Raw genomic sequence first — 20,215 nt, 5'->3', positions numbered from 1 at the left:
GTCAACCGACGGCGGGCCCGGTGGCCCGGAAAGTGCGCCGGTAGGCGTCCGGGGGCACGCCGACGGTGCGGTGGAAGTGTCGACGCAGCGTCGCGGCGGTGCCCATGCCGGCCGCCTGGGCGATGGCGTCGATGCTGTCGTCGGTCTGCTCCAGCAGTTCCTGGGCGCGGCGGATCCGCTGCGTCGACAGCCACAGCAGTGGAGTGGTGCCGGTGTCGGACCGGAACTGGCGGGCCAGGTTGCGGGAGCTCATGTTCGCCTGCCGGGCCAGGTCCTCGACGGTCAACGGCCGGTCCAGGCGGGCCAGCACCCAGGGGAACAGGGTGGCCAGCGGGTGGTCGTCACGGGCGGGCACCGGGGTGGTGAGGTACTGGGCCTGACCGCCGGCGCGGTGCGGTGGCACGACCAGGCGGCGGGCGACGGCGTTGGCGACGGTCGAGCCGTGGTCGCGGCGGATCAGGTGCAGGCACAGGTCGATCGCGGCGGCCTTGCCGGCGGAGGCGAGCACGGTGCCGTTGTCGACGTAGAGCACGTCCGGATCGACCCGCACCCGGGGATGGCGGGCGGCCAGCGCCTCGGTGTGGGCCCAGTGCGTGGTGGCCCGCAGTCCGTCGAGCACCCCGGCGGCAGCCAGCACGAACGCGCCGGTGCACAGCGAGACCATCCGGGCACCCGACCGGTGGGCCGCGCGGACGGCGTCGAGCAGGTCGGGGGGCACGTCCGCGTCGACGTCCTCGACCGACGGAACGATCACGGTGTCGGCTCGGGCGAGGCGGTCCAACCCGTCGTCGGGCGCCACCAGGAAGCGGCCGACCCGGACCGGGCCGGGGCCGCAGATCGCCACGTCGTACCAGGGGTCGGCCAGGCCGGAGGGGTCGTGGGCGAAGACCTCGCAGGCCAGGGCCAGCTCGAAGTGCAGCATCCCGTCGGTGGCGGCGATCGCGACAAGGGCCATGTCCGAAACTGTACGGGAGTTGGCGTTCCCGACACTGGTCGGCCGCCGACCGCTGCGCGAGGCTGGTCCCAGTCGATCTTTCGAGGGGGCATCCATGGGTTACCAGGTGGCGGTGTTCGGGGCGTACGGGCACACCGGGCGGTTCGTGATGGCGGAGCTGCGCGAGCGCGGGTTCGGTGCGCTTCCGGTGGGCCGCGACGCACGCAGGCTGGAGGCGTTCGGGCGCGACTACCGGGTGGCGTCGGCCGACGATTCGGCCGCGCTCGACGTGGCGCTGACCGGCGTCGACGCGGTCATCAACTGCGCCGGCCCGTTCGCGTCGACGGCCGCAGGTGTGATCGAGGCCGCGCTGCGCGCCGGGATCCCGTACGTGGACGTGGCGGCCGAGATCGAGGCCAACGTCGACACGTTCACGCACTTCACCGAGCGCGCCCGGGCGGCGGGTGTCGCGGTGGTGCCGGCGATGGCCTTCTTCGGCGGGCTCGGTGACCTGCTCGCGACGACGGCGATGGGCGACTGGACGTCGGCCGACGAGGCGCACGTCGCGTACGGACTGAGCAGCTGGCACCCGACGGCCGGGACGGTCGCCGCGGGCGTCGTCTCCCGTGAGCGCCGCGCCGGCCGGCGGGTCCGCTACACCGGGGGCCGGTTGGAGTACCACTCCGGCGGGGAGCTGCCGAGGGTGGACTGGGCCTTCCCCGCGCCGCTGGGCCGGCGCACCGTCCTCGGGGAGTTCACCATGGCCGACGTCGTCACCATCCCCCGTCACCTGGACATCCCCGAGGTCCGCACCTACATGACCGTCGACGCCACCACCGACCTCGCCGCCGCGGCGGCGCCGGTCGCGGTCGACGAGCTGGGCCGGTCAGCGCAGACGTTCACTGTCGACGTCGTCGTGCGTCGCGGCGACGTGCGCCGACGCGTCGTGGCCACTGGTCGGGACATCTACGCCGTCAGCGCGCCTCTGGCCGTGGAGGCGGTTCGGCGCGTCCTCGATGGTCGGACGAGGACCAGCGGCGTCGCCTCCGCCGGCGAGATGTTCGACGCGCCTGATTTCCTGCGCGCGCTGTCGCCGGCCATCCGCGTCGAACCGGTCAGCGACTGAGGCCGACAATTCAGCCGCAATTCTTTACTAAAACGGACGGCCCCCATGCTCAGGCGTGGGGGCCGTCCGTCATCACACCCGACCTGATCGGGCCGCGACGGTCAGAGAACCATGCTGACGCCGTGGGTCTTGCACGCGGTGCTGATCTCCTTGCCGGCCTTCTCGAAGACCGGGTTGTCGGCGGCGGTCGCCGGGTCCGCCGCGGCCGCTGCCTTGGCCGCCTCGGCGGCGAACGTCCGCAGGGCGTCGGCCACCTTACCGTCTCCGGTCGAGGCGACGGTGGTCACCTTCTGCTCCAGCCCAGCCAGGATCTTCTTGAAGTCCGCCGCCGACGCGTCGCCAGTCGTGGCGACCTTGACCATCTCGGTCCTCATCTCGTCGCTGGCCTTCTTCACCGCCTCGCAGAGCTGCTTGTCGGTCGCCGCGCCGGCGGCCTGTGGCGAGGCCGGCGTGGCGGCAGCGGAGGTGGCTACGGCGGATGGGGCGGCGGACGTCGGTGCGGACGCGGTGGGTGCGGCGGTCGTCGCCTTGTCACCGTCACCGCAGGCGGCGAGGGACGTCGAAACGGCAAGGATCAACATGGCGGAGGCAAGACGGGAAGATTTCACGGACGCGGACGATAGCCGATGTTCAAACGATGATCAATTGCGCGCCACCGATCGCTGGAACAGCGGCCACCTATGTGGACCGTGTGTTGGTAGGAAGAGGCATGTTGCCTCACTTCAGGGAGATGATCGTGGCACGTTCCTACCTGTCCCGCCGTTCGCTGCTGACCGCCGGTGGCGCCGCCGCCGTGGCGCTCGGCGGGGCCCTAGCCAGCCCGTCCGCAGGCTCCGCTGCCCCAGCCGACAACCCCGTCGACACGCCGACCGAGGCGCTGCGTCGGCTACAGGCCGGCAATCGACGGTTCACCTCCGGCCACGGCCGGCACCCGCACCAGGGCCTGACCGACCTGCACCGGCTCGCCTCCGGCCAGCACCCGTTCGCCATCACGGTCGGCTGCGCGGATTCCCGGGTGGCTCCCGAGGTGCTCTTCGACCAGGGGTTGGGTGACCTGTTCGACAACCGGGTGGCCGGCAACATCGTCGATGACCTGCTGCTCGGCAGCGTCGAGTTCGCGGTGGAGGAGTTCGGCAGCCTGCTGATCGTCGTCCTCGGCCACGAGCGCTGCGGCGCGATCACCGCCACCATCGATGCCATCCACACCGGCGGTACGGCGCCTGGGCACATCGGCACCATCGTGGATGCCCTGCGCCCGGTCGTCGAGCCGGTGCTGGAGCAGCCCGGCGACCCCGTGGAGAACGGGGTCCGGGCCAACATCGCCGCCCAGGTGCGGGCGCTCAGCGCACGCAGCACGATCATCGCCGAGAAGGTGCACGAGGGTGCGCTGCGGGTGGTGGGCGCCCGCTACGACCTGGACAACGGGCGGGTTTCCCTGGTGGCCTGAGGCCGTCACCCGATGCTGGGCCACCCGGACGGCGACGCTGGCCGGTCATCCACTGCCGCCGATCAGCGCCGCCGCTCGCGTCGCGGCCGACGGGTACGGCGGTAGTAGGACCAACCGGCCAGCGGCAACGCGACCGCCCAGGCCAGCAGGAGCGGGAGACCGATCAGGACGCCGGTCGGGGTGAAGATGTCGTCCGCGCTGGACTCCCCCAGGTCTGCCGCGAACTGCCAGGGCAGAGTCGCCGAGTACCCGATCATCACGGCGGATCCCAGCACCGTCGGCGTCAGCGGCATCCACTGTGGCACCCGACGTCCGCGCAGCCACGGCACCCACCGGGGGAAGACCAGGCCCCAGTCCTGAATGAGCCCCAGCGCCAGAACGCCGCCGAGCCCGGCGAGGACGCACAGGAGGCCCAGGTAGAACGCGCCGGCCGGCAGGCCCAGGAAGCCGTTGACGGGGTGATCCCCGACCCCGGGTCCGCGACCGTGGTACCACTCGCGGAACGGGTCGGGATTGGCGAACAGCGGAATGCCGAGAATCCACGGCACGTGCAGCGGGATGAACCCCAGCACGGGGGCGATCCAGGCCACGTGCCCGGCTCGGCGGGCCCAGGGCGGCGGCGGGGCGGGCACGGCGTTCGGGTGTGGTGTTCGAGTCACGGCGTCGTCTCCATCAGCGGTGGGCGTTGACACATCCGAGATCACCGTCGCCGAACGGCGAGGCGAGCGGATCGCCGCGCGGAGGGACATCGCCTCCCCCGCCGCGGGGATGGCGTCTTTTCGTCACGACGGTCCGTGTGACGGAAACACTTCACGCCAGCGGGCCGCGCTCCGGAGGCTGGACACCATGAATGTGACAGGGCTCGACCGACCCGGCGACGGCCACCGACAGCCCTCGCCCGGGGACACCCTCGCCCGCATCGCAGTCGTGGACGCACTGCGCGGAAGCGCGCTGCTGCTCATCCTGCTGGTGAACATCGCGTTCTTCAGCTCCGGCTACGACTTCCACCTGGTGGACGATCCGGCGCACGGCCCCGTCGACCTGCTGATCGTCGGCGCGGTGGAGCTGTTGTTCGCGATGAAGGCGTACCTGCTGTTCGCCTTTCTGTTCGGCTACAGCTTCACCCTGCAACTCGACTCCGCTGCTCGGCGCGAAGTGGCGTTCCGCCCGGCGTTCCTGCGCCGGCTCTCCGGGCTGTTCGTGCTCGGTGTGCTGCACGCGGTGCTGCTGTTCCACGGCGACATCCTCACCACGTACGCGCTGCTCGGTCTCGTGCTGCTCGCGGTCCGGCGGATCGAGCCCCGCACCGCGCTCGTCGTGGCGGCGTCCATCATCGGCGGCATCGCCGTCGTGGTCGGGATCGCCGCGGTCCTCGGCGCCACGCTGGTTCCGGACGAGGCCGCCGCACTCAGTGCCGGTGCGCGTTCGACGCTGGCGCTGGGCGGCGGCCTCGGCGATGTCGTCCTGGAGCACCTGCGGTCGATGCCGGCGATGATCGGTGGTCTCGCCGTGCAGGGGCCGCTGGCGTTCGCGGCGTTCCTCGTCGGCCTCGCCGCCGGCAAGCACAAGCTGCTCGCCACAGTGCCCGCCCACCAGGACCTGCTGCGCCGATGCGAACGGGTGGGGTACCCGGTCGGTCTGGCCGGCGCCGTCGTGTTCGCAGTCGGTGGTGCCACGGCGAACCTGACCGGACTGATGGTCAGCATCGTCACCGCGCCGTTCCTGGCCGCCGCCTATGCCGCGACCCTGCTGCGCCTGTTCACCCGGCGGCCGCGCCTCGCGGACGCGTTCGCGCCGGCTGGGCGGATGGCCCTGACGAACTACCTGGCCCAGTCGCTCGTGTGTGTGCTCGTCTTCACCGGTGTCGGGTGGGGCCTGGTCGGCCGTACCTCGCCGGCACAGACACTGCTGATCGCACTGGTGATCTTCGCGGTGCAGCTGGTGGTCAGCTCGTGGTGGCTGCGACGGTTCCGGTACGGCCCCGTTGAATGGGCGCTGCGCGCCTGGACCCACCGGGCGCGCCGCCCCAACTAGGGTGCTGACATGGTCGATCGGCGCCAGGTGATGAACTTCCGGGTCCGGGCCCAGCAGCTGGACCGGGACGAGGGCACACTCGCCGACACCGCCGTCCTGGACCTCGGGGTGCAGAACACCGGTCCGGACGGCGCGCGCTGGGCGCTGGCAGTACGCGGGGTCGACGTGACAGCGTTGTCCGACGCCGATCTGGTCCTGCTGTGGACGGTGCGGGGCGCTCCCCACCTCTACCGCCGGGCCGACGTTGCGAAGGTGGCGGCCGCTGTCGAACCCTTCTCCGAAGTCGACGCGGGCAAGCGCATCTACGATGCCGCGAAACCGTTGAAGGCCGCTGGCATCGACACTCTCGCGGCCCTGGACGAGATCGCCGACCGGATGCGGGCCATCGTCAGGGCGCCGACGGTCAAGGGGGACGTGTCCGGCCGCCTGGCCACCATGCTGCCCGAACCGTATCTGCGGTTCTGCCGGCCGTGCGACGCCACGCACCTCTTCGAGATGCCGTTCCGGCTCGCCGCCGTGCGGGCCGGGTTGGAGTTGCAGCTCGACACCTCACCCCCGGTCCTGCGGCGCATCACCGGGTTCAGGAAGGCAGCCGTCGCGGGTGACCGCTTCGACCTCATCCGCGGGTATCTTCGCCTGCTCGGTCCGGCCACCCCGAAACAGGTCGCCGACTACCTCGACGCCGCGGTGAAGGACGTGAAGGCGCGCTGGCCCGACGACGTGATCGAGGTGACGGTCGACCGCGAGGTGCGCTCGCTGCTGGCCGCCGACGAGGAGGCGCTGGAGTCGGCCGACGGCAGGGGCACCCGACTGCTCGGCCCGTTCGATCTGTTCCTGCAGGCCAAGGACCGGGCAACGTTGGTGCCGGACGCCGCCCACGTCAAGGAGCTGTGGCCGGTGTTGGGTCGCCCCGGCGCTGTCCTGGTCGACGGCGAGCTGGTCGGCACCTGGCGGCCCCGCAAGTCCGGCGGGACGTTCACTGTCGCCGTCGAACCGTGGCACCGACTGTCGGACGCGACGCGTAAAGCCATCACCGCGCAGGCCGAGCACCTCGCCGCGTACCGCTCCGTCTCCCTCAGCGGCGTCGACTTCGGCAGCTAGTTTCGAGGACGCTCACTGCACCGCCCACGCGACGGCGGGCGGGCGCACCCGAGCGCAGATGGGCCCACCGGCGGCATCGGTCAACCCGACCCGGCCGACCAGCGTCCCGTCGCCCTCGTGGGCGGCGCGCAGCAGCTCGGTCGGCACGTCGGTGAACATCAGTTTCGCTCGTCGGAACATGGCGAAGCCGTCCTGGGTCACCGCGCCCCAGCTCAGATAGAGAAACCGCGCCCCGGGGCGGCCGTGCACCCAGGGGCCACCGACGTCGAGTGCTCCGTCGATCTCACGGCTGGACACCTCGAAGGACCAGGTGGCGCTTGCCGCGTCGGCCGGCACCTGATCGACGACCTCGGCCTTGCGTTGAACGCCGACGTGCACGTTTCCCACCCGCAGCGCGTCGGCCTCCACACCGGGGCGCTGACCTGGGAGATCGCTGCCGTCGATCCTGATCCGCATGCCACCGACTCTAGTTAGTCGGCCGGTTGCTCGGCGGTGTCGTCCTCGCCGTACTCGCCGCGGATGGGCAGGTAGTAGGCGGGCAGGAACCCGGCGATGATGGCCACACCGGCGATCGGCACGAACGCGCCGACGAGGATGCCGGAGCCGATCCAGAGCAGCGCGAGCGCGAACCGGCGACCGATGGCCCGCGCGCCGAACGGCCCGAGGCCCGGGTCCAGCAGTTTGGCGCGGCGCAGGTACGCCCACACGATGTTGAAGAGGGCCGCCGCCGTCCACAGTGTGCCGCCGTAGACGACGACCGACGCGCGCAGCCCCTGCTCCGCGCGCAACGCTTCGGCGAGCAGTGACGTGGAGAACGGCAGGAACGCGATGACCATCAGGAGCAACGTGTTGAGGAACAGGACCCCTCGGTCGACGTGCCGGACGCGATCGAACATGACGTGGTGATTCACCCACACCTGCCCGATGAGCAGGAAGCTCAGCGTGTACGCCAGGTACGACGGCCACAGCGCACCGAGCCCCCGGGCGAGGCGCTCGAAGTCGTGGGGCGGTTGGATCTCCAGCACCAGCAGCGTCACGGCGATCGCGAAGACACCGTCGCTGAAGGCCAGCAAGCGGCCCGGGTTACGGGTCAGCCGTGAAGTTTCCCCTTTGGGAGGCACGTACCGAATTATGCAGTAGATCAGCTTTCGTCACTGGTGGAGCGACGCCAGAACTGGCGTGGCGCGAAACCCTCACGTCGCAGCCAGTGCTCGGTGTAGACGATCCGCTCCGCCTCGACGACCACGAGGGTGTCCTCGGGCGGCTCGGACAGCGCCCGCCCCCGCTCGGCGTGCTCGTTCTCCCACCGAACCGCCGCCCAGTAGTGCGCGCGGTCCGGATGCTCCGGAGCAAGCACCCTTGCCGTCCCGAACAGTTGGGCACCACGGCTGCTGGCCAGTCCGACCAGCGGCGCGAAGATGCCGATTGACACGCGCGGGTCGGCGGCAATGTTGCGGATCTTTGGCGATCGTGGCGCGGCGGTGAAGAGCACCGCGAAGCCGAGCGGGTAGTACCGCACCGGCGTGGCCAGCGGTCCGTCCGGACCCGTGGTCGCGAGCACACACATGTTCTGCGACGACAACAGGTTGAGAAGGCGTTCTTCGAGCCGTTCGCGATCGAGCCGCTTCGGCGGCGTGGGCTCCGACAGCCACGGATTCGTCAGCGGCATACAACGTCCTCGATCATGGCGAACACCCTAACCGCGTAACCCGCCGTCAAGATCGGCAGGGCGTGCTCTACGCCGTCCTGCGCAGGTAGGTCTCCGCCAACTGACGAAGGCGTGTCCTGTCGAAGCTCTCCCCGTGACCGGGATGGACGACGGACACGTCGAGGTCGACGAGGAACTCCATGCTCCGCCGGTACGCTGCCACGTCGGAGTTCGGCAGATCGTCGATCAGGGCACCCTCGTAGACGACGTCGCCGGAGTACAGGGTCCCGGTGCGTTCCTCCAGCAGGGCGATGCTCCCGGGCGTATGGCCCGGAAGATGCAGCACCGTCAGCACCCGCCCGCCCAGGTCGATGCGGTCGCCGTCGTCGAGCAGGCGGTGCAGGGTCATCGGTGCGACGCGATAGGCAGCCGGGTCGTACCCGGGATCGGGCAGAACATCGATCATGAGCTCCGGGACGGCTTCCCTCGCGGCGTCGATCCCCAGCTTCTCGAAGAGTTCCGCGCCGTACAGGCTCGCCGGTACGCCCGCCGCGAGGATCCCCGCCTCGGCAGGGTGGGCGGCCCGGTCACCGAACTCCGCCGCCGCACCGACGTGATCCAGGTGCGCGTGGGTGAGCACGACAATCGGATCACGCTCGAACAGGCCCGGAATCGCCTGCCGCAGCGCGACGACACCGAGCCCGGCGTCGATCACGATGTCCCGATCGGTGCCCCGCAACCACCAGAAGTTCGCCGACAGCAGCTCGTTGACGTGCGGTTCCGAGATCCGGACGACGTCGCCGTCCACTTCGACCCGGGCATACCAGTCGACCATGCCCGAGAGTCTGCCAGCGCAGCGATGCCGCTTCGACCCCGCGAATCACGGTTCGCGCCTGTCGCGATCGAGATGGAATCCGGCGGGTGCAAGAAGAAGCTAAATGATCGCGAAGAGACGGTCGGCGGGGTCCACGACGGCGGCCAGCACCGCGCCGGGAACGAGGGCTGGGTCGGTCGCACGGATCGTGTCCGCCTCGAAGGTGGCGAACCCCGGCCCGCTGATGCGCAGGTGGAGTTCCAGCTCGGGATTCTCTCCGCCCAGGTGGTTCGCCACCGCGACAATCTCCGCCGTCGCGGCGACACCGGCGGCGGCCAGCCGACTCGCGTCACGGCGCGAGCGGCCGACCACTGGCCAACCGAAGACGCCGAACCCGACACCGATGGCTGTCGCCAGGACGCCACTCCACCGTCCAACCGAGGCCGGGGAGGGTGAATCCGTCCGCGTCGGCGCGCGGGAACGCCCGATCGGCCGATCCGAACGAGTACGCCGTGAAAGACTCGCCCGGCTGGCGGAAGGGGCGGGGATGCAACCAACCTGGCTCGTAGCGCTCTCGTGGGCTTCGCTCGCGTTCGGCGTCGTCAGCTTCGCGGTCGTCATCGCCGACACCTATCTCCGCGGGCACCGGCAGCCGGTCCGGGTCATGGAGATCGTCTGGCTGGTGACCGTCCTCTACATCGGCCCTGCCGCCGTCCGCCTCTACTGGAACTGGGGCAGGCCCGAGGCGTTCTCTCAACGGCGGCAGGAGGGTCAACCGCGACGGCCGCGCCGGGGCATCGTCGTCACCCACGTGTCCCGCTGCGGCGCGCACTGCGCTCTCGGGTTCATCGTCGCCGAGGTCGCCCTGTACGCCGTGAGATTCGACCCGGCCGAGGACCCGCTGTGGGTCGGCTACGCGGGCGACTATCTGATGGCGGTGACGATCGCCGTTCTCTTCCGGTACTTCGCCGGGCCGGGTCGCAGCCTGACGAAGGTCTGGCACGCACTGTCGAGCGTCGGCAGGATCGAGCTGCTGACCATCACCGTGTTCGAGGTGGCGTTGTTCGTGTGGCTGACCCTCGCGCATCGGGTGGTCTTTTCGGAGCCGCACCTGCGACCCGACAGCCCGACGTTCTGGTTCGCCGGTCAGCTCGGGCTGATAGCTGGCTTCCTCGCGGCCTGGCCCACCGCCTCCTGGCAGCTCGGCCGAGGGCTGAGATTCGAGCCGCGCCGACTCCCCTACGACTGAGCAGGGCCCGGCCGCCCGACAAAAACAAGCGGCAAGGAGATCACTCTCCCTGCCACTTCTAACGTATACCGCACCTGGGGGCTTGCCGCAAGACCCCGGTCGTGGCGCAGAATCGGCGGCCGGACCAGCACAAACGAGGTAACGGGGGCGAGACGTGGGTGTGTTGTCGAGGGACGAGGACCGCGCCGGCCAGGCACCACTGTTGGATCTTCGAGAGGTCGACGAGACGCAGGTGTCGGTCGTCGGCGGCAAGGCCGCGCACCTGGGCGCGCTGTCGCGGATCGACGGCATCCGGGTGCCGGCGGGGTTCTGCGTCACGACTGCCGCCTTCCGGCGGATCATGGCGCAGACGCCGTCGATGGACGATCGACTCGATCAGTTGTCGCGCCTGAGCGCGGACGAGCGGGAGGCGATTCGCACGCTCAGCGCGGAGATCCGCCGCAGCGTCGAGGAGACCCCGATTCCGGGCGACCTGGCCGCCGCGATCACCGGCGCGCTCGACCGGTTCGGCGAGCAGGCCGCCTACGCCGTGCGGTCCAGCGCGACGGCGGAGGACACGCCCACGGCGTCCTTCGCCGGCCAGCAGGACACCTACCTGAACGTGGTGGGGCCGGAGGCGATCCTGCGGCACGTCAGCCGGTGCTGGGCGTCACTGTTCACCGAGCGGGCCGTCATCTACCGCCTTCGCAACGGCATCGACCACCGCACGGTTCAGATGGCTGTCGTCGTACAGCAGATGGTTTTTTCGGATGCCGCAGGCATCCTGTTCACGGCGGACCCGGTGACTGGCAACCGGACTGTCGCGACGGTGGACGCCAGCTTCGGCCTCGGCGAGGCCCTGGTGTCCGGCCTGGTGAACCCGGACGTCTTCACGGTGCGCGACGGCGAGGTCGTCGCCGGCACTGTCGCCGCCAAGCAGCGCGCCGTCACCGCGCTGCCCGGCGGCGGAACGCGGGAGGTGGCGATCGAGGCGCAGCGGCAGGAGCAGCCGGCGCTGACGCAGGCGCAGGTCCTACGGCTGGTGCAGCTCGGGCGACGGATCGAGGCGCACTTCGGCCGCCCGCAGGACATCGAGTGGTGCCTGGTGGACGACGACTTCCAGATCGTGCAGAGCCGGCCGATCACCACCCTGTTCCCCATCCCGGCGGCCGACGACCAGGAGAACCACGTCTACCTCTCGGTCGGTCACCAGCAGATGATGACCGACGCCATGCGGCCGCTGGGTCTCTCGATGTGGCAGTTGACGGCCATCGCCGTGATGCTGGAGGCCGGCGGGAGGTTGTTCGTCGACGCCACCCGGCTGCTGGCCTCGCCCACGAGCCGCGCCGGCTTCCTGGAGATGGTCGGGAAGTCCGATCCCCTGATGCGCGACGCGTTGCAGACGCTCCTCGACCGCCCCGACTTCATTCCGACGCTTCCGGACGGGGGCGGTCCCGCCAGGCTGACGACCGGCGGCGCGTCCACCTCGATCGAAACCGACCCGGCGATCGTCACCGAGCTGATCGAGCGCAGCAGGGCATCCATAGCCGCCCTGCGACGCGACATCGCGACGGTGACCGGTACGGCGCTGTTCGACTTCCTGCTGGAGGCGTTCAAGGAGCACAAGCGGGTCCTCGGCGATCCGCTGAACATGCAGGCGATCATGGCCGGCATGGAGGCCACCTGGTGGCTCAACGACCGGCTGCACGAGTGGCTGGGTGAGAAGAACGCCGCCGACACCCTCACCCTCTCCGCGCCCGGCAACGTCACGTCGGAGATGGGGCTGGCGCTGCTCGACGTCGCCGACGTGATCCGCCCCTACCCGGAGGTGGTGGCATTCCTCCAGGACGTCGCGCACGACGACTTCCTCGACGAGCTGCCGAAGGTCGCGGGCGGGGCCGAGGCGCGCGCCGCCATCAAGGCGTACCTCGACCGGTACGGCATGCGCTGCGTCGGCGAGATCGACATCACCAGGCCGCGGTGGAGCGAACGCCCCAGCACGCTGGTGCCGGTGCTGCTGGACAACGTCAAGCTCTTCGAGCCGGGCGCGGCCCGGCGGCGCTTCGAGCAGGGCCAGCAGCGGGCACGGCAGCAGGCGCAGGAGGTGTTGACGCGCCTGCGGGCGCTGCCGGACGGGCAACAGAAGGCCGACGAGACCGCGCGGATGATCGACCGGGTGCGGGCCTTCATCGGCTACCGGGAGTACCCGAAGTACGACATCATCAGCCGCTACTTCATCTACAAGCAGGCCCTGCTGGCAGAGGCCGAGCGCCTGGTACGCGCCGGCGTGCTCGCCGAGACCGAAGACGTCTTCTACCTCACGTTCCAGGAGTTCCACGAGGTGGTGCGCACGCACCGGGTGGATGACGAGCTGATCCGGCGGCGTCGGGAGGAGTTCCTGTCGTACCAGGCGCTCACCCCGCCCCGGGTGCTGACCTCCGACGGCGAGGCGATCACCGGGGCGTACCGACGCGACGACCTGCCGGCCGGCGCCCTGGCCGGGATGCCGGTGTCCGCCGGGACTGTCGAAGGACGCGCCCGCGTCATCCTGGACATGGCACAGGCCGACCTCGAAGCGGGTGACATCCTCGTCACCGCCCACACTGACCCGAGCTGGACGCCGCTGTTCGTCGGCATCGCCGGCCTGGTGACAGAGGTCGGCGGGTTGATGACGCACGGCGCGGTGATCGCGAGGGAGTATGGCCTGCCGGCCGTCGTCAGCGTGCTCGACGCGACCCGGCTGATCCGCGACGGGCAGCGGATCCGCGTGCACGGCAGCGACGGGTACGTGGAGATCCTTTCCTGACCGACGGCACCTCAGGAGGAACGACAGTGGCGGTTTCGGTCCGACGGCTGGCGATCATGATGGCCACGGCGTCGACACTGGTGTCGGTGGCGGGGTGCAGCAGCGGCGGCGGCGACGCCACCGAGGCGGTGACGACGCCGAGCCCGCAGGTGACGCTCGCCCCGTCGCCGGCCGCCGATCAGGAGTTCCGCCGGCTGGAGGAGCAGTTCGGGGCGCGGCTGGGGATCTACGCCGTCGACACGGGCGCCGGCCGCACTGTGGAGTACCGCGCCGACGAGCGGTTCGCGTACGCCTCGACGTGGAAGGCCCTCGCTGCCGCCGAGGTGCTCGACGGCACCACAGACGCCCAGCTGGATCGGGTGGTGCGGTACTCGGCGCGGGACCTGGTGGCGCACTCCCCCATCACCGAGAAGCACGTCGGCGAGGGCATGAGCCTGCGGGCCCTCGCCGACGCCGCAGTGCGCTACAGCGACAACACGGCCGGCAACCTGCTGCTGCGCCACCTCGGCGGGCCGGCGGGGTTCGAGTCGAAGCTGCGCGCGCTGGGCGACACTGTCACCGACGCGGCCCGCTACGAGACAGCGCTGAACGAGGGAACACCTGGCGACAGGCGGGACACCAGCACCGCGCGGGCCCTGGCCGGCGACCTCCGGGCGTACACGGTGGGGGTTGCCCTGGAACCGGCGGACCGCGACGTGCTGATCGGCTGGCTGCGGGGCAACACCACCGGCGCGGCGCTGGTCCGCGCCGGGGTGCCGGCCGGCTGGGTGGTCGGGGACAAGACCGGGACCGGTGGGTACGGCACCCGCAACGACATCGCGGTGATCTGGCCGCCCGACCGGGCCCCGATCGTGCTCGCCGTGCTGTCCAGCCGCGACAGGAAGGACGCCAGCCCGGACGACAGCCTCATCGCCCAGGCCACCCGGGTGGTCGTCGCCCACCTGCGAGCATGAGTCCGTCAGGTCGCGGCGCGGCTGTCGTAGGCCGATTGGTGGCGGCGGATCTCGGCGTGGTGGTCGGCGGACCAGGCCGCCAGGGCCAGAACGGTGGAGAGCAGTGACCTGCCCAGCTCGGTGAGGGCGTATTCGACGCGGGGTGGCACCTCCGGGTACGACGTCCTGGTGATGAGGCCGGTGCGCTGGAGGTGTTTCAGGGTCAGCGTGAGCATGCGCTGGGAGATGCCGGGGATCGCGTCGCCCAGGTCCGAGTAACGGACGGGGCCGTCGGCGAGCGTGCCGATGATCAGCACGCTCCATTTGTCGCCGACGAGGTCCAGGACCTCCCGGATGAAGTCGGCGTCCTCGTCGTTCCAGTGGGCGCAGGGCCCCGGAGCGGCCCGAACGTTCCCCCGGACGTTGGTGCGCCTGCGCCGAAGTTCTCCTGCGCTCATCCCCGCCGCCCCTCCGCGCAGTCCGCGCTACGCACATGAATGTACCTTTTGTGGCCCTCCAATTCTGATGCATCATGGCGCTACGAACAAGAAGTGAGAATCAGTGAGGGGCACCATGAAGATCGAGTTCTGGTCGGACATCGTCTGCCCGTACTGCGGGCTGATGGACCACCGGCTCCACCGGGCAGTGGACCGGCTTTCGTACGGCGACCAAATCCAGGTGATCCACAGGTCGTTCCAGCTGCATCCCGACCTGCCCCGCGCGGGTGTCAGTCAACGGGAGCTGATCACGATGGCGGGGGCTCCCGCGACGACAGTCGACAGGGTTCTGCGGCCGATCGAGCGGGCGGCCGAGGCGGAGGGTTTGACGCCCTACCACGCGGTGGACCGCACGCTCGGGCCGACGGATCTCGCCCACGAACTGCTCGCGTACGCGTCCGACCAGGGTCGCGGCACGCAGATCTGGACGGCGATGTTCCGCGCGCACTTCGGGCAGGCCCGCAAGCTGTGGACCGCTGAGGAGGTCCTCGACTTCGCCGCCGAGGTGGGTCTGGACAGCGCCGGGGCCGCCGACGCCCTGCGAAGCCGCCGCTACCGGGCCCGGGTGGCGGCCGACCAGCGCGAGGCAGAGCGACTCGGGGCCCGCGGCGCGCCGTTCCTCGTCTTCGACGGCCGCTTCGCCGTGCCCGGGGCGATCGGCCTCGACGACCTGCTCGCGGTCATCGACAAGGCGTGGGCCGAGAGCCACCCGACGCCGCAGCCACTGCCGGTGGTCGGTGTCGCCGAGGGCATGTGCGCCCCGGATGGCTGCGCGCTACCCGACCGCACCGCCTGAACTCGTCAGGCGGGGTGGTACTTCAGGAGGACGACCCCGGAGGCGAAGGGTTCGGCGGAGACCAACTCCAGTCGTGCCGGGGGTTGATCACCGTCGAACAGCGCCTTGCCCCGGCGCAGGTACAGGGGATGCACCAGGAGGTGGAACTCGTCGATGAGCCGCAGGTTGGCAAGGGACCGGATCAGCGTGAGGCTGCCGTAGACCACGATGTCGCCGCCGGGATCACGCTTCAGCTGGGCGATCTCGTCGGGTTCGATGTGAGTGAGCCGGCGGCTGTCACCCCAGGTCGCGGTGTCGCCCGAGGCGGAGACGACGATCTTTTCCAGCGCGTCGAGCCGCTGGGCATAACCCCGTACGTCGTCGGGCTGGTCGGGATCCTGGGCGACCAGCGGCCAGTGTCCGGCGAAGTCGGCGTGCGTGACCCGGCCCAGCATGAGGCTTCCGGCCTTGTCCACCAGGTCCCGCTCGTACTTTTGCAGATGGTCGTCGATCAGCAGCCAGTCCATCTCGTCGTCGGGGCCGGCGACGAACCCGTCGAGGGTGGTCCACATCGACACGACAATCTTGCGCAACGTCGTCCTCCGTCATGGTGCGGTGGGCCCCGGGGATCCGGGACCTCGGCGGTGTCGACTACTGGCCGCCGCTGAGCGCGGCTCGGACGGGTTCCGGCGTCCGGCCCGGGAACCTCTGCTGGAAGTCGATCACTCCGACCCAGGTGGGGCGCAGGCCGATCCGGACCATCCGCAGGCCCGGCTGATCTATCGCCGCCAGGTAGGCGTCGCCCGTCTCGTCGCCCATCCCCGCACGCTGGATGGTGGCGTACTCCGGCAGGACGCCCTCGACCTCGGCCACTGTGACCTTCCCGCGCAGCATGAGCACCTCCGGAAGACCGTCTGCGGTGTCGATGCAGACCGCCACGTCGGGGCGGGCGCTCAGGTCGCGGATCTTGTAAGTGCCGGCGAACGCGCCGACGACCAACTCCTCGCCGGTCCACAGGAAGTTCACCGGGATCAACCGCGGCGTTCCGTCCCGGCTGGTGTAGGCGAGGCGCGCCACCGGGGACGTGGCGAGCAACCGCTGCGCCAACGGGGTGTCCAGCAACGTCACGTCACCTTGCGGCGGCAGGTCCATGCCACTCACGCTAGGGGGTCAACTCCTACAGAACAAGTGGCACTCCTAAAAAAGGATCCGGGTATGCTGATGGCCATGGTCGGCATGCGTAGCTATGGGGATCCGTGCGGTGTCGCACGTGGACTGGACATCATCGGCGAGCGGTGGGCGCTGCTGGTGGTACGCGACCTACTGCTCGGCCCGAGGCGGTTCAACGATCTGCTCGGCGGCCTACCCGGGGTGAGCCCAAACGTGCTGAGCCAGCGACTGCGCCAGTTGACCGAGTACGGCGTCGTCCGGCGGCGGGACCTGGGCCCGCCGACGCGCGTACACCTCTACGAGCTGACCGAATGGGGCCGCGCCCTGGAGCCGATCCTGCTGCAGTTCGGGCGCTGGGGAAGCCAGTCCCCCCAACTCCCCGACGGCCCCCTCGGCGTCGACTCCCTGCTGCTCAGCATCAAGGCGGCCTTCGATCCGGCGCGCGCCTCGGACCTCGCCGGCAGCTACGCGTTCCACATCGACGCCGACACCTACCTCGCCGACGTCGCCAACGAGACGGTGCGGCTCCGGCGCGGCACGGCGACCGACCCCGACGCGACGCTCAGCACCGACATCGACACCCTTCGAGCCGTCTGTGGCCATGAGATCACCATGGCGGCGGCGGTTGATGCCGGCGTGGTGCGGATGAGCGGTGACGAGGATGCCAGGCGGCGCCTCACCGATCTGCTCCTTGCGCCGTTCACCCCCGCACCCCAGCCCGCCACGCCCTGACGACCGGCGATCCGCCCCCTCCGGAGAACGCCACCCTCGGCGCGGGCTGACTCCCGGCGACCACCTGACGATGACGGAGATCGCCACGGCCCTCGTGGTTGGACAACCCGTCCCGTTCTCCCGGCGGTGGCGGAGATCGACTCGGGTTTCGTGAAATCGGGGCGTCCTTGGCGGCGGGACGCCCCGACTTCCGTGAACCCGAGTGGATCGTGCTGACAGCGGGACGCGGCACTGTCACGCCGTCGCGGCTGCCCGACCCAGCGGGAACCGCACGCCGGTGAGGTCTTCCGAGACGGCCCAGAGGCGTTGCTGCACGCCCACGTCGTAGGACTCGGGGCTGGAGGTGACCAGCCTCGGGTAGCCGCGCACCTCACCCAGGCCGTCGGGGCCGTAGTACTGCCCGCCGAGGACTGACGGGTCGGTGGCGGCCCGCAGGGTGGGCAGCGCGCCCGCCGTCGCGGGCTGGGTGATCACCGGGGCGAGCCACGTGATCGGCGCGCGGACGACCGCCGGGGCGTTGCGGACCAGTTCGGTGTTGGAGACGCCCGGGTGCGCGGCCACCGCGACGGTGGTGCCGTGCGGAGCGAGCCGGCGCTGCAACTCGTAGGTGAACATCAGATTGGCGAGCTTCGACTGGCCGTAGGCGGCGACCCGGCCGTAGGAACGCTCGAACTGAAGGTCGTCGAAGTGGATGGCGGCGCGGATGCGGTGGCCGGCGCTGCTCACCGTGACCACCCGGGAGCCGGGCACGGGCAGCAGCAGGTCGAGCAGCAGGCCGGTGAACGCGAAGTGGCCCAGGTGGTTGGTGCCGAACTGCATCTCGAAGCCGTCGCGGGTGGTCTGCTTCGGTGTGTACATCACGCCGGCGTTGTTGATCAGCAGGTCGATCCGCTGGTGGGTGGCGCGCAGGTCGGCCGCGGCGGCGCGCACCGATTCCAGCGAGGTCAGATCCAACTCCTGCACGGAGACGTCGCCGTTGATCCGGGCGGCGGCCAGCTTGCCCTTCGCTGTGTCACGAACGGCCAGCACGACCGACGCCCCCCGCTCGGCGAGCCGCCGGGCGGTCTCGAAGCCCAGCCCGGTGTTGGCGCCGGTGACCACTGCCACCCGGCCGTCCTGGCGCGGAATCTGCTGCTCGGTCCACTTCATCTCAGGCTCCCCAATGTACCGCCGGTAACTTATGCTCGAAACGGTAATGTACCACCGGTACTCTGTCAAGGGACCGCCGGTACCTAAGCTAGGGTTGGCGTCATGACGTTCCAGCGGGCGCGCAGCGAGGAGCAGCGTGAGGTCCGGCGCCGGGCGATCCTGGAGACGACCTCGGCGATGCTCGACGAGATGCCGGTGGCCGAGGTGACCCTCAACGAGCTGAGTCGTCGGGTCGGCCTGGCCAAGACGGCGGTGCTGCGCTATTTCGAGTCCCGCGAGGCGGTGCTGCTCGACCTGCTGGACGACCGGACGACGACCTGGCTGGCCGAGCTGGACCAGGAGTTGGCCCACGGCGTCGACCTGAGCCGGCCCGCGACGGAACGGGCGGAGCAGACGGCCGACGTGCTCAGCCGCTCGCTCGCCGCCCACACGGTGCTCTGTGATCTCTTCGGTGCGCAGGGCGGGGTGCTCGAACACAACGTCTCCGTCGAGGCGGTCCGCCGGCACAAACGGGCCGCACTGGGCAACCTCGCGGTGATGGCCGACCTCGTCCTCCGGCACCTGCCGGAGCTCGGCGACAACGCCGAGCTGTTCTGCCTGAACGCCCTGATGATGGCTGGCGCACTGTCCGCCTACACCTCGCCGCCGCCGAGCCTGCTCGCCGTCTACGAGTCCGAACCGGCGCTCGCCGTCCATCACGTCGACCTGCGGACAGCCCTGCGGGTCGCGATCATCACGTCGCTCGTGGGCATGCTGCCGCGCCCCTGATTCGTTGCGGGAAACTCGGTGGTCACGAGGCCGTTCGGGGTCTACCGTGGCCCGCCGTGCTCTCAAACGAACAGATCATCGGACAGGCCCTGGACCGGATCGAGGCCGGGTACGTCTTCCCCGAGAAGGTCGCGGACATCGACGCCGCGATCCGCCGTCGTCTCGCGGCAGGTGAGTACAACGACCTGGACGGGCCGGCGCTCTGCGAGACGGTGACCGCCCACCTTCAGCAGGCGTGTCCGGACAAACATCTGCGGCTGCTGTGGTCGGACCAGCCGCAGTCGCTGGATCCCGCCGACGAGGACGGCGGACGGGCCGCGTTCCTCGCGCTCCTCAGGACGGAGAACCAGGGAATCCGCCGGGTCGAGCACCTGGACGGCAACGTCGGGCTCATCGACGTGCGGCGCATCGCGTACGCCGACGAAGGCGCCGTCGCGATCGGCGCGGCCATGCAACTGGTCGCCCTCAGCTCCGCGCTCATCCTGGACCTGCGCGCCTGCTCCGGCGGAACACCGGAGGGCGCCGCGATGTGGTGCAGCTACTTCTTCCGCGACGACCAGGTGCACCTCAACGACTTCTACGAGCGGTCCACCGGCGCCACCCGCCAGTTCTGGACGACCGCGCACCTGCCCGCACCCCGCTACGCGGACCGCCCGGTCCACGTGCTCACCAGCGCCATGACGTTCTCCGGGGGCGAGGACGTGGCGTACACCCTTCAGGCGCACGGCCGGGCCGTGGTCGTCGGTGAGACGACGCGTGGCGGCGCGCATCCGACGGCCCGTCACCCGGTCACCGCACACATCCTCGTGACAGTGCCGACCGCCCGGACGATCAACAGCGTCACCGGCACCAACTGGGAAGGCGTCGGAGTGGTCCCCGACGTACCCGTCCCGGCGGACCAGGCACTCGACACGGCGCTCAAGGCCCTCTCCGGCACCTAGGCACGCGCGTCGGCGGCCGCCCACCCGAGAACGGCACGACGACACACACCCGAGACGTCGCCGCGGCTCGTTGCCGGCCCGGCGTGATCGACTCGGGTTCCGTGAAACCGGGG

The 20,215-nt window shown here is 70.4% G+C and carries 23 protein-coding genes; 11 read left to right on the top strand and 12 right to left on the bottom strand.

Annotated features, from left to right (window positions below; genetic code table 11):
* Position 1: 1 nt before the first annotated feature.
* Entirely contained in the window at positions 2-955 is a 954-nt protein-coding gene (locus tag MED01_RS31585; protein ID WP_238672115.1) for a helix-turn-helix domain-containing protein, read from the bottom strand.
* A gap of 94 nt (positions 956-1,049) precedes the next feature.
* Here MED01_RS31585 and MED01_RS31580 point away from each other — a divergent pair, with 94 nt between their 5' ends.
* A complete protein-coding gene (locus tag MED01_RS31580; protein WP_238672114.1) occupies positions 1,050-2,060 on the top strand; it encodes a saccharopine dehydrogenase NADP-binding domain-containing protein in 1,011 nt (336 codons plus the stop codon).
* A gap of 101 nt (positions 2,061-2,161) precedes the next feature.
* Here the strand turns inward: MED01_RS31580 and MED01_RS31575 are convergent, their stop codons facing one another.
* Entirely contained in the window at positions 2,162-2,668 is a 507-nt protein-coding gene (locus MED01_RS31575) for a hypothetical protein (RefSeq protein WP_238672113.1), read from the bottom strand.
* A 128-nt stretch (positions 2,669-2,796) separates the two neighbouring features.
* Here MED01_RS31575 and MED01_RS31570 point away from each other — a divergent pair, with 128 nt between their 5' ends.
* Positions 2,797-3,507, top strand: coding sequence for a carbonic anhydrase (locus MED01_RS31570; RefSeq protein ID WP_238672112.1), 711 nt, complete (start codon positions 2,797-2,799; stop codon positions 3,505-3,507).
* A gap of 62 nt (positions 3,508-3,569) precedes the next feature.
* Here the strand turns inward: MED01_RS31570 and MED01_RS31565 are convergent, their stop codons facing one another.
* A complete protein-coding gene (locus MED01_RS31565) occupies positions 3,570-4,166 on the bottom strand; it encodes a hypothetical protein (protein WP_238672111.1) in 597 nt (198 codons plus the stop codon).
* Positions 4,167-4,353: 187 nt separating this feature from the next.
* On the opposite strand from MED01_RS31565, the gene MED01_RS31560 reads away from it, so the two are divergent.
* Entirely contained in the window at positions 4,354-5,541 is a 1,188-nt protein-coding gene (locus tag MED01_RS31560; protein WP_238672110.1) for a DUF418 domain-containing protein, read from the top strand.
* Between the two features lie 9 nt (positions 5,542-5,550).
* Positions 5,551-6,642 (top strand): winged helix DNA-binding domain-containing protein, encoded by a 1,092-nt coding sequence (locus MED01_RS31555; protein WP_238672109.1) that lies wholly within the window; start codon positions 5,551-5,553, stop codon positions 6,640-6,642.
* A gap of 12 nt (positions 6,643-6,654) precedes the next feature.
* On the opposite strand, the gene MED01_RS31550 is transcribed toward MED01_RS31555, so the two are convergent.
* The 5 genes from MED01_RS31550 to MED01_RS31530 form a co-directional block, all read right to left on the bottom strand.
* The gene (locus MED01_RS31550; RefSeq protein WP_238672108.1) at positions 6,655-7,098 is read right to left on the bottom strand and encodes a DUF5990 family protein; all 444 of its coding nucleotides are present in this window, start codon (positions 7,096-7,098) and stop codon (positions 6,655-6,657) included.
* Between the two features lie 14 nt (positions 7,099-7,112).
* Positions 7,113-7,763, bottom strand: a complete 651-nt coding sequence (locus tag MED01_RS31545) for a TMEM175 family protein (protein WP_238672107.1) — start codon at positions 7,761-7,763, stop codon at positions 7,113-7,115.
* A gap of 20 nt (positions 7,764-7,783) precedes the next feature.
* Entirely contained in the window at positions 7,784-8,311 is a 528-nt protein-coding gene (locus MED01_RS31540) for a pyridoxamine 5'-phosphate oxidase family protein (RefSeq protein ID WP_238672106.1), read from the bottom strand.
* 67 nt (positions 8,312-8,378) lie between these two features.
* Positions 8,379-9,125: an MBL fold metallo-hydrolase gene (locus MED01_RS31535; protein WP_238672105.1), complete on the bottom strand. Its 747-nt coding sequence runs from the start codon at positions 9,123-9,125 to the stop codon at positions 8,379-8,381.
* 99 nt (positions 9,126-9,224) lie between these two features.
* On the bottom strand, positions 9,225-9,476 hold the full coding sequence (locus MED01_RS31530; protein WP_238672104.1) for a hypothetical protein: 252 nt from the start codon (positions 9,474-9,476) through the stop codon (positions 9,225-9,227).
* A 175-nt stretch (positions 9,477-9,651) separates the two neighbouring features.
* Between MED01_RS31530 and MED01_RS31525 the strand changes: the two genes are divergently transcribed.
* From MED01_RS31525 to bla, 3 genes are all read left to right on the top strand, one after another.
* The gene (locus MED01_RS31525; protein ID WP_238672103.1) at positions 9,652-10,353 is read left to right on the top strand and encodes a DUF4396 domain-containing protein; all 702 of its coding nucleotides are present in this window, start codon (positions 9,652-9,654) and stop codon (positions 10,351-10,353) included.
* Positions 10,354-10,516: 163 nt separating this feature from the next.
* Positions 10,517-13,138: a rifamycin-inactivating phosphotransferase gene (rph, locus tag MED01_RS31520; protein ID WP_238672102.1), complete on the top strand. Its 2,622-nt coding sequence runs from the start codon at positions 10,517-10,519 to the stop codon at positions 13,136-13,138.
* Positions 13,139-13,194: 56 nt separating this feature from the next.
* Complete coding sequence (gene bla / locus MED01_RS31515) at positions 13,195-14,091, top strand: class A beta-lactamase (RefSeq protein WP_238672188.1); 897 nt, start codon at positions 13,195-13,197, stop codon at positions 14,089-14,091.
* 5 nt (positions 14,092-14,096) lie between these two features.
* Here the strand turns inward: bla and MED01_RS31510 are convergent, their stop codons facing one another.
* Complete coding sequence (locus MED01_RS31510) at positions 14,097-14,528, bottom strand: winged helix-turn-helix transcriptional regulator (RefSeq protein WP_238672101.1); 432 nt, start codon at positions 14,526-14,528, stop codon at positions 14,097-14,099.
* A 115-nt stretch (positions 14,529-14,643) separates the two neighbouring features.
* Here MED01_RS31510 and MED01_RS31505 point away from each other — a divergent pair, with 115 nt between their 5' ends.
* Entirely contained in the window at positions 14,644-15,363 is a 720-nt protein-coding gene (locus tag MED01_RS31505) for a DsbA family oxidoreductase (protein ID WP_238672100.1), read from the top strand.
* A 5-nt stretch (positions 15,364-15,368) separates the two neighbouring features.
* On the opposite strand, the gene MED01_RS31500 is transcribed toward MED01_RS31505, so the two are convergent.
* On the bottom strand, positions 15,369-15,935 hold the full coding sequence (locus MED01_RS31500; protein ID WP_238672099.1) for a dihydrofolate reductase family protein: 567 nt from the start codon (positions 15,933-15,935) through the stop codon (positions 15,369-15,371).
* A gap of 58 nt (positions 15,936-15,993) precedes the next feature.
* The gene (locus MED01_RS31495; protein WP_238672098.1) at positions 15,994-16,494 is read right to left on the bottom strand and encodes a pyridoxamine 5'-phosphate oxidase family protein; all 501 of its coding nucleotides are present in this window, start codon (positions 16,492-16,494) and stop codon (positions 15,994-15,996) included.
* Positions 16,495-16,557: 63 nt separating this feature from the next.
* On the opposite strand from MED01_RS31495, the gene MED01_RS31490 reads away from it, so the two are divergent.
* Entirely contained in the window at positions 16,558-17,244 is a 687-nt protein-coding gene (locus MED01_RS31490) for a winged helix-turn-helix transcriptional regulator (RefSeq protein ID WP_238672097.1), read from the top strand.
* 234 nt (positions 17,245-17,478) lie between these two features.
* Here the strand turns inward: MED01_RS31490 and MED01_RS31485 are convergent, their stop codons facing one another.
* On the bottom strand, positions 17,479-18,393 hold the full coding sequence (locus MED01_RS31485) for an SDR family NAD(P)-dependent oxidoreductase (RefSeq protein ID WP_238672096.1): 915 nt from the start codon (positions 18,391-18,393) through the stop codon (positions 17,479-17,481).
* 102 nt (positions 18,394-18,495) lie between these two features.
* Here MED01_RS31485 and MED01_RS31480 point away from each other — a divergent pair, with 102 nt between their 5' ends.
* Both MED01_RS31480 and MED01_RS31475 read left to right on the top strand, forming a co-directional pair.
* A complete protein-coding gene (locus tag MED01_RS31480) occupies positions 18,496-19,161 on the top strand; it encodes a TetR/AcrR family transcriptional regulator (protein WP_238672095.1) in 666 nt (221 codons plus the stop codon).
* Between the two features lie 56 nt (positions 19,162-19,217).
* A complete protein-coding gene (locus tag MED01_RS31475) occupies positions 19,218-20,102 on the top strand; it encodes a S41 family peptidase (protein ID WP_238672094.1) in 885 nt (294 codons plus the stop codon).
* Positions 20,103-20,215: the final 113 nt, after the last annotated feature.

This window comes from Micromonospora alfalfae, assembly GCF_022230925.1.
GTDB lineage: Bacteria > Actinomycetota > Actinomycetes > Mycobacteriales > Micromonosporaceae > Micromonospora > Micromonospora alfalfae.
The sequence above is the reverse complement of the archived record's forward strand: the minus strand, read 5'-3'. Positions and strand labels throughout refer to the sequence as shown.